At 36.3% G+C, this 8,696-nt stretch carries 5 protein-coding genes; 1 reads left to right on the forward strand and 4 read right to left on the reverse strand.

Annotation, left to right across the window (positions count from 1 at the left end):
• Positions 1–64: 64 nt before the first annotated feature.
• The 4 genes from VB796_RS22425 to carB form a co-directional block, all read right to left on the reverse strand.
• Complete coding sequence (locus VB796_RS22425; protein ID WP_323348833.1) at positions 65–2,173, reverse strand: penicillin-binding protein; 2,109 nt, start codon at positions 2,171–2,173, stop codon at positions 65–67.
• A gap of 67 nt (positions 2,174–2,240) precedes the next feature.
• The gene (locus VB796_RS22430) at positions 2,241–2,618 is read right to left on the reverse strand and encodes an FtsL-like putative cell division protein (RefSeq protein WP_323348834.1); all 378 of its coding nucleotides are present in this window, start codon (positions 2,616–2,618) and stop codon (positions 2,241–2,243) included.
• Between the two features lie 171 nt (positions 2,619–2,789).
• Entirely contained in the window at positions 2,790–3,716 is a 927-nt protein-coding gene (rsmH, locus tag VB796_RS22435; protein WP_323348835.1) for a 16S rRNA (cytosine(1402)-N(4))-methyltransferase RsmH, read from the reverse strand.
• A gap of 196 nt (positions 3,717–3,912) precedes the next feature.
• The gene (gene carB / locus VB796_RS22440) at positions 3,913–6,753 is read right to left on the reverse strand and encodes a carbamoyl-phosphate synthase large subunit (protein ID WP_323348836.1); all 2,841 of its coding nucleotides are present in this window, start codon (positions 6,751–6,753) and stop codon (positions 3,913–3,915) included.
• 549 nt (positions 6,754–7,302) lie between these two features.
• On the opposite strand from carB, the gene VB796_RS22445 reads away from it, so the two are divergent.
• Positions 7,303–8,580: a PQQ-dependent sugar dehydrogenase gene (locus tag VB796_RS22445; protein WP_323348837.1), complete on the forward strand. Its 1,278-nt coding sequence runs from the start codon at positions 7,303–7,305 to the stop codon at positions 8,578–8,580.
• The last annotated feature ends 116 nt before the right edge of the window (positions 8,581–8,696 follow it).

The raw sequence follows: 8,696 nt of genomic DNA on the forward strand, positions 1-8,696 counted from the left end.
TAATTAGGGTTAAGTTTCCAAAAATACTTTAGGCATTCACCACTTCGGTAAGTTTTTCGCAAATTTAATTTAAAATTAAACTAATAGTTCGATTTTTAATTGCACTTACTCCAGGTGGAATAGATTGACTCACTACTTTCCCAACACCTTGAAAATTAACTTTATAACCTTTGTTTTCAAGTACATACAAGGCATTTTTCAAAGTCATTCCTCTGGTATCGGGCATACGTTCTTTTGGATTTTGATGTGTTTGGTACTCTAATATTCCTCCATCACCCCTTACGATAGACCATCCTTCGTTGGTTGGAATTTTTTCAATTTTAAATTCTTCACAAATAGTTTTTATATCAGCTGTATGTGCTACTTGCTTTTTGGTGGCAAACTGTTTTGAACTTGGTTTCTTTGCGGCTAATAATTTGTGCATTCTAATGTCGCAAGCATAAATTTTATCTGCAATTTCTTTAAAAACTGGTGCTGATGCTTCTGCTGCAAAGAGTGCCTCTTGTTTTACGCCACGAGGATTATCAATCATCACAACACAACTATATTTAGGAGCATCTGCTGGAAAATATCCGATAAATGATGTATAATACATTCCTTCTCGGTATTGTCCATTTATCAATTTACGAGATGTTCCTGTTTTTCCCGCTATTTTATACAAATCATTTTTAATATTTGAAGCAGTTCCTCTTTCTACGACTCCTTCAAGCATTTTTTTTACTTTAGCCAAAGTTTCTTTACTACATAATGGCTCGTCGTATTTTACTTGTGAAATTTTATAATCATCTTCTATTTTGTCTGCAATTTTTGTATGTTTTACAATAATTGGTTGAATCCACTTTCCGTCATTTGCGATGGCATTATAAAAAGCCAACATTTGCAATGGTGTTATTGACGTTCCATAACCAATAGAGTTCCAAGGCATTGCTGTCAAATCACCTGCTTTGGGGCGATTAATCACAGGTTTTGCATCTGGACGCAGTTGGAAGTTTAAGGGTTCGTCTAAGTGAAATTGATGCAGTTTATTATAATATTCGTTTTCTTTATCTTTATAATATCTCAACATCAATTTAGCCGTTCCAACGTTTGATGAATGTTCAAAAACCTCCTGAGCCGTAATTGTTCCATAGGCTTTTGTATCTCTCAACAATTTTGAGCCAATCTTCATGGTGCCATCTCCTGTGTGTACCCATTCTTCATTGGATAATCCGCCTGTTTCCATCATAGCTACCATCGACGGTAACTTGAATACAGAACCAGGGTCAGATAAACCCAAAACGGCATGATTATATGTTTCCGCAAATGCTAAGGTATCACGTAACCGAGTCAAGTTTGTCATGGCTTTTATCTCACCCGTTTCCACTTCCATTACTACTACACAACCTTTATCAGCACTTAATTGACGTAAATATTTCATGAGCGACGTTTCTGCAACGTCTTGAATATTTACATCAATCGTTGTATAAATATCAACTCCTGGAACTGGAATAGACTCTTCACCACCATCAATTGGTCGCCAACTTCCACCTACAATTTTTTCAAAATTTCCTTTACCATTTGTTCCTGCTAACTGCGGGTCAAAACTATTTTCAATTCCTACTTTTTCTTTTTCTTTTTTGTATCCAATAGTTCTAAAACCCATTTTTCCAAATGGATTATAACGTTCATTAGACTTTTCAAAAACAACACCACCTTTAAACTTTCCTTCTCTAAAAATCGGCCATGTTTCCATTGCCTTTTTCTGTTGAAAATCAAGTTTCTTATCATTCAGACGGATGTAACTAACTTTGTCCCGTTTAGCCAAGTCAATCATTGAATAATAATCTTTCCAGTCTTTATCTCCGTAAAAGTCGGCTAATAAGTGGCACAATTGGTTAATTCCTTCATCGTAGATTTTGCCATTGGTTTTGTTAAGTCTTGACACCATCGGGTCAAAACCCAGCTTATATTTTGGCAATGATGTTGCTAAAAGACTTCCGTCAGCAGCGTAAATATTACCTCGAACAGCCTCAACTACCCGTTTTTTTACATACACTTTTTTGGCTTTTTCTCGCCATTCTTCTCCCTCAATAGTTTGTAACTGTACGATACGCCAAACAATTCCTACTGCAAAAAGTAGGATGAACAAAAACATGAGGCGAACCCTTAATATGATGTCTTTTTTAATGTTCATTTTATTATGAATGATAAGTGAAAGAGATGAACAATGAGTTATGTTTTCACTCATCATTCATATCTTATCACTCCTTTACAATTATCTTAGTTGGCGGTGTTTTATTTTCTTGTAAGCCCATTGGCTCAACTCTTTTGATAATTTCAGATTGCTTCCCAGCTTTCATAAAATCAGCCTTTTGAGTGGTATAATCGGCTCTGGCTTCTTCTACTTCCGACTTCATTTTGTCGATTCTATGAATTAAACTTTCAGCATTGAGCGAAGAAATAATATAGATTACAATCAATCCAGAAATCCAGACGATATACCGTAATTGAGAGGCTGGAAATACTCCTCCCAAAATTTTATCCATATTAAATACACGGTCGAAAAATGCAAAAACGCCTCTATTGGGGCGATAAGAAGAGGATTCTCTATTTTGTTTTTTTGAAACGTTCTTTGCCATATTTTTAATAGTTGTGAATCAGTGAATTGTGAGTTAGTGATTTCAGGACGCTACAATTTCAACCGACAACCTTCTCATTTACAACTTATTAACTTCTTAGTTATGATTTAATAATTTTGTGTAGTAATGTTACTTTGTGGATAAATCACTAATTCACTCAATCACAATTCACTAACTGAATAACGTTGCCACTCTTAGCTTTGCACTTCTACTTCTATTATTTGACGATAATTCTTCAGGAGATGCCTCAATGGGTTTTCTCGTAATACCTTCTAATGGTTTGGTTATTGTTCCAAAAACGATGTCTCTGTCTAATTCTCCATTAAAATTGCCTGCTTTAATATAGTTTTTAACCAATCTATCTTCTAAAGAATGGAAAGTCATTATTGCCAATCTACTTTCGGTATCTTTCAACAAATCAGGCACTTGCTCTAAAAACTCTTGAATTACGTCTAACTCCTGATTTACCTCAATTCTGATAGCTTGGAAAACTTGAGCAAAATATTTAAACTCTTTGAATTTGGGAGCATATTTTTCTAAGATAGCTTTAAATTCACCAGTTGTTTTAATGGGAGCGTTCATCCGAGCGGTACAAATGGCATTGGCGAGCGTTTTGGCATTTTTAATTTCGCCGTACATTCCCAATATTTTATGCAGTTGAGCTTCGGTATATTCATTTATGATTGTGAAAGCTGAAACCTCCGCTTTTTGGTTCATTCGCATATCTAAATCTCCCTCAAAACGAGTAGAAAAACCACGTGAAGGCTCATCAATTTGGTGTGATGAAATACCAAAATCAGCTAAGATTCCATCCACTTTTTTGACACCATAAAGACGCAAATATTTTTTAATATTTCGGAAATTAGCTTCAATAAATGTGAAGCGACTGTCGGCAAAAGCGAGAGAATTTTGTTTGGCATCTGGATCTTGGTCAAAAGCATAAAGTTTGCCTTTTTCTCCTAAGCGTTCGAGAATTGCTTTTGAGTGACCGCCGCCGCCAAAAGTAACATCCACATAAACCCCATCAGGGCGAATATTTAACCCATCAAGACACTCTTGAAGCATAACAGGTAGATGATATAACTTGTCAGAAGTCATTATTGAAGTTTTATGAGTAAGGATTGATGAATCTTTTGGTCTGATTCAATACAAATTTATGGATAAAATACTAAAAACAGGATAGGTTTTTGAAAATTATGGCTCTGAATATTACCGAAATAACGAAATATTTACCCCTAAACGAATAGAGACAAGGCATTGCCTTGTCTCTATCTATCTATTCATTACCAAATGATTATCTCGAAAGGTATAAGTTTCTTTCTCCATAAACTTTTCTGAAGAAATCATCTTTCAGAGAATCAATGAAGTAAATTGCCTCACCTGTTGATTTCATCTCTGGCCCTAATTCCATATTTACATTCGGGAATTTATTGAATGAGAATACAGGAATCTTGATTGCCCAACCGTGTTTCTTTGGTTGGAAGTTGAAATCTTTAATCTTAGCTCCCAACATTACCTTCGTAGCATAATTTACATAAGGCTCTTGGTAAGCTTTACAAATAAATGGCACAGTACGTGAAGCACGTGGGTTGGCTTCAATGATATACACCACTTCGTCTTTTACCGCAAACTGAATGTTTAATAAACCTTTAGTTTTTAGAGCTACGGCGATTTTGCGAGTATGGTCTTCGATTTGTTTGATAACATTTTCAGATAAATCAAAAGGAGGAAGTACCGAGTGCGAGTCTCCTGAGTGGATACCTGCTGGCTCAATATGCTCCATGATTCCGATGATATAAACATCTTCACCATCACAAATGGCATCAGCTTCGGCTTCAATGGCATTTTCTAAGAAATGGTCGAGCAAGATTTTATTTCCTGGAATATCTCTTAAAATATCAACTACGTGTTGTTCTAATTCTTGCTCGTTGATAACAATTTTCATCGACTGCCCACCCAATACATAAGAAGGACGAACCAATAATGGATAACCTAATTGACGACCTAATTCTGCGGCATTATCTGCGTCTTCGCAAACACCAAATTGAGGGAAAGGTATTTCATTTTCTTGCAATAAAGCTGAGAATGCACCTCTATCTTCTGCTAAATCAAGGGCTTCAAAAGATGTTCCAATGATTTTGATACCGTATTTCGATAATTTTTCTGCTAATTTCAGAGCTGTCTGTCCACCTAATTGAACAATAACACCTTCTGGTTTTTCGTGCTGAATAATATCGTAAACGTGTTCCCAGAAAACTGGCTCGAAATATAATTTATCAGCAATGTCAAAGTCTGTTGAAACGGTTTCTGGATTTGAGTTAATCATAATTGCCTCATAACCAGCTTCTTTTGCCGCCAAAATTCCGTGTACACATGAATAGTCAAACTCAATACCTTGTCCAATACGGTTTGGACCTGAACCTAAAACAACAATTTTCTTCTTATTAGTTGCTACCGATTCGTTATCTAATGTTTCAGAACCTTGCGAGAATGTTGAATAAAAATATGGTGTTTTCGCTTCAAATTCTGCCGCACAAGTATCTACACATTTATATACACGCTTGATTCCTAAGCTATTACGTTTGTCATAAACCTCAGACTCCATACAACGAAGTGTATAGGCAATCTGACGGTCAGCAAAACCCTTATGTTTGGCTTCTTCTAATAATTCAGTAGGAATTGAATGAAGTGAATATTTCTCCATTTCGTTTTCAACTCTTACTAAATCTTCTACTTGGTATAAAAACCATCTGTCAATTTTAGTAGTTTGCTGAATCGTTTTGAACGAAATACCCAATTTGAAGGCATCATAAATGTGGAAAAGACGATTCCAAGAAGGGTTTGCCAATGAGTGCATGATTGCGTCTTGGTCACGTAACCCTTTGCCATCTGCTCCCATTCCGTTACGCTTAATTTCAAGCGATTGACAAGCCTTTTGAAGAGCTTCTTGGAAATTGCGACCAATACCCATTGTTTCACCAACCGACTTCATTTGTAAACCTAAAGTCTTGTCTGCTCCTTTGAATTTGTCAAAATTCCAACGTGGTACTTTTACAATCACATAGTCAAGTGCTGGCTCAAAAAATGCCGAAGTTGAACCTGTAATGGCATTGGTCAATTCATCTAAATTGTAACCGATTGCCATTTTAGCAGCAATTTTTGCAATTGGATAACCCGTTGCTTTTGAAGCTAAGGCTGATGAACGAGAAACACGTGGGTTAATTTCGATAGCGATAATTTCGTCAGTATCAGGATTTAATGAGAACTGAACGTTACAACCACCTGCAAATTGACCGATAGCATTCATCATTTTGATTGCCATATCACGCATTTTCTGATAAATTGTATCAGGTAACGTTTGTGCTGGTGCAACCGTGATTGAGTCTCCCGTGTGAATTCCCATCGGGTCGAAGTTCTCAATCGAACAAATAATGATTACGTTTCCTAAATTGTCACGTAATAATTCTAATTCGTATTCTTTCCAACCCATGATTGACTGCTCCACCAAAACTTCGTGAGTTGGTGATGCGTGCAACCCTTTGTTAAGTGCTGCGTCAAAATCTTTGGGGTCATGAACAAATCCTCCGCCAGTTCCACCTAAAGTAAATGAAGGACGAATTACCAATGGAAAACCTGTTTCCTGAGCAATTTCTTTTCCTTCCAAAAATGAGCGAGCAGTACGTCCTTTACAAACACCCACACCAATCTCAATCATTTTTAAACGGAATTTCTCACGGTCTTCTGTGGTTTCGATAGCTTTGATATCTACCCCAATAATGTCAACACCATATTTTTGCCAAACGCCCGCTGCATCACAGTCGATAGCTAAATTTAATGCCGTCTGACCACCCATTGTTGGTAAAACGGCATCAATTGGAATTCCTTCTGCTTGGTGTTTTTCTAAGATTTCGATAATTGAATTTTTATCGAGGGGTTTCAAATAAACGTAATCGGCATTGAGGGGGTCAGTCATAATCGTGGCTGGATTGGAATTTATCAAGGCAACCTTGATACCTTCTTCACGCAACGAACGAGCCGCCTGAGAACCTGAATAATCAAACTCGCAAGCCTGACCGATGATGATTGGACCTGAACCGATAATAAGAACGGACTTAATAGAAGTATTCTTTGGCACTTTCTTGTTATTTTTTTGAGAATGGAAGGGGAAATCAGTTATTGGTTAATCAGTTATTGGTTATCAGTAAAAGTGTGTATAGTCTCTAATAAACTGGGAAATCATCTACTTTTTAAGTTTCATCATTTACCATTCAATATTAAATTTGATTAAAAACCTACAACCTCATACTTCATACCTCATATCTCATAATTCAATAACGTATCTCCAAAAATTGTACAAAGGTAACAGAAACAGTTGAATGAAAAAGGCTTGTTTTTTTTTTCATAGATTTTTTAAATTTTTTCTTGAAGAAGTTAAAATTGAAAATTACTATAAATTGCTTTGAGTTTTAGGCGGTAGGCGATACGCTCATCATCGTATTTATTTAATGGTTATTGCCTATTACTTACTATATAGCTTATTACGGTATTTAATGCCTACTCCACAAAGTTTATATTCACAGTTTAAGGCATACAGTTTACCACCTTTTGCCCAAAATCAGGGCAGAACATTAGTTATACTTTTATAGTTTATCTGTAAATTTATATTTTAAACACAAACTCTAAAATGAAACATCTAATCTTATCTGTTTCGTTGGCAACACTTTTCATAAGTTTTAAGCCAATGGATAAAACTCCAAATAAAAATCAAAAACTAAAGGCTGATGCTGATAATGGAGGAATTACACTGCCAAAGGGTTTTGGAGCAATAGTCGTTTCTGAAGGTGTGGGAAAAGCTCGCCATATTGCGGTGAGCGAAAAAGGTGATATTTATGTTCGTCTGAGTAAATTGAAAGATGGTAAAGGAACTATCATTTTGAAAGATACCAACGGCGACGGAAAAGCCGACGAAACAAAAGGTTTCGGAAATTTTGTAGGAACAGGAATCGCTATCGGAAATGGTTATTTGTATGCTTCTTCTGATTCTTCGGTATCACGTTATCCAATGAAAAACGGTATTCCTGACGAATCTAAGCCAGAAACAATTGTTACAGGATTAGAATTGTACGGAGAACATGGGACAAAATCTTTAGCTCTGGACGACAAAGGACATCTTTACGTGACTTTTGGAGCTCCTTCAAATGCTTGTCAAGAGAAAAACCGTACCAAAGGCTCAAAAGGAATGATGCCTTGTCCAATTTTAGATTGGCACGGTGGCGTTTGGCAATTTGATGCAAACAAGAAAAATCAAAAACACGCTGACGGCTTCCGTTATATCACAGGAATCCGTAATATTGTTGGATTAGCTTGGAATAAAGAAGAGGGAGAATTGTACGGAATGCAACACGGACGTGACCAATTGACTACTTTATTCCCAGAGATGTACAATGCAGAACAAAGTGCAGAATTGCCTTCTGAAGAATTTTTATTATTGAAAAAAGGTTCAGATTTTGGTTGGCCATATTGTTACCACGACCGTTTTCAAAATAAAAAAATCCTTAATCCAGAATACGGAGGAGATACCAAAACGCAAGGAGTTTGTGAAGGAAAAGACAAACCAATTATGGCGTTTCCAGCTCACTGGGCTCCAAATGCCTTGATGTTTTATACAGGAAATCAATTTCCTGCCAAATACAAAAACGGTGCCTTTATCTGTTTTCATGGTTCTTGGAACAGAGCTCCATTAAAACAAGGTGGCTATTTTGTGGCTTTTGTTCCTTTTGGAAAAGACGGAAAACCATCGGGTGATTATGAAGTATTTGCCGAAGGTTTTGCAGGAGGTTCAGAAATTAAACAACCAAACGATGCCAAAGCTCGTCCGATGGGATTAGCTCAAAGTGCTGACGGTTCAATTTACATTACTGATTCTGTAAAAGGAAAAGTGTGGAGAGTTATTCATCAGTAATAGACAACTTTCTTAATTGACATTTAGGTACTTTTGTTATAAACAACTGATTATGAACGATAAGTATAAATTATTGCAAGACAATCCAAAGATTTGTAAACGTCTTTTTGGGATTA

Source organism: Arcicella sp. LKC2W (assembly GCF_034931005.1).
Lineage (GTDB): Bacteria > Bacteroidota > Bacteroidia > Cytophagales > Spirosomataceae > Arcicella.

Coding starts and splice junctions, on each gene's coding strand:
- rsmH (WP_323348835.1), bottom strand. CDS start 3,716: ATGACTTCTGACAAGTTATATCATCTACCTGTTATGCTTCAAGAGTGT.
- VB796_RS22425 (WP_323348833.1), bottom strand. CDS start 2,173: ATGAACATTAAAAAAGACATCATATTAAGGGTTCGCCTCATGTTTTTG.
- VB796_RS22445 (WP_323348837.1), top strand. CDS start 7,303: ATGAAACATCTAATCTTATCTGTTTCGTTGGCAACACTTTTCATAAGT.
- VB796_RS22430 (WP_323348834.1), bottom strand. CDS start 2,618: ATGGCAAAGAACGTTTCAAAAAAACAAAATAGAGAATCCTCTTCTTAT.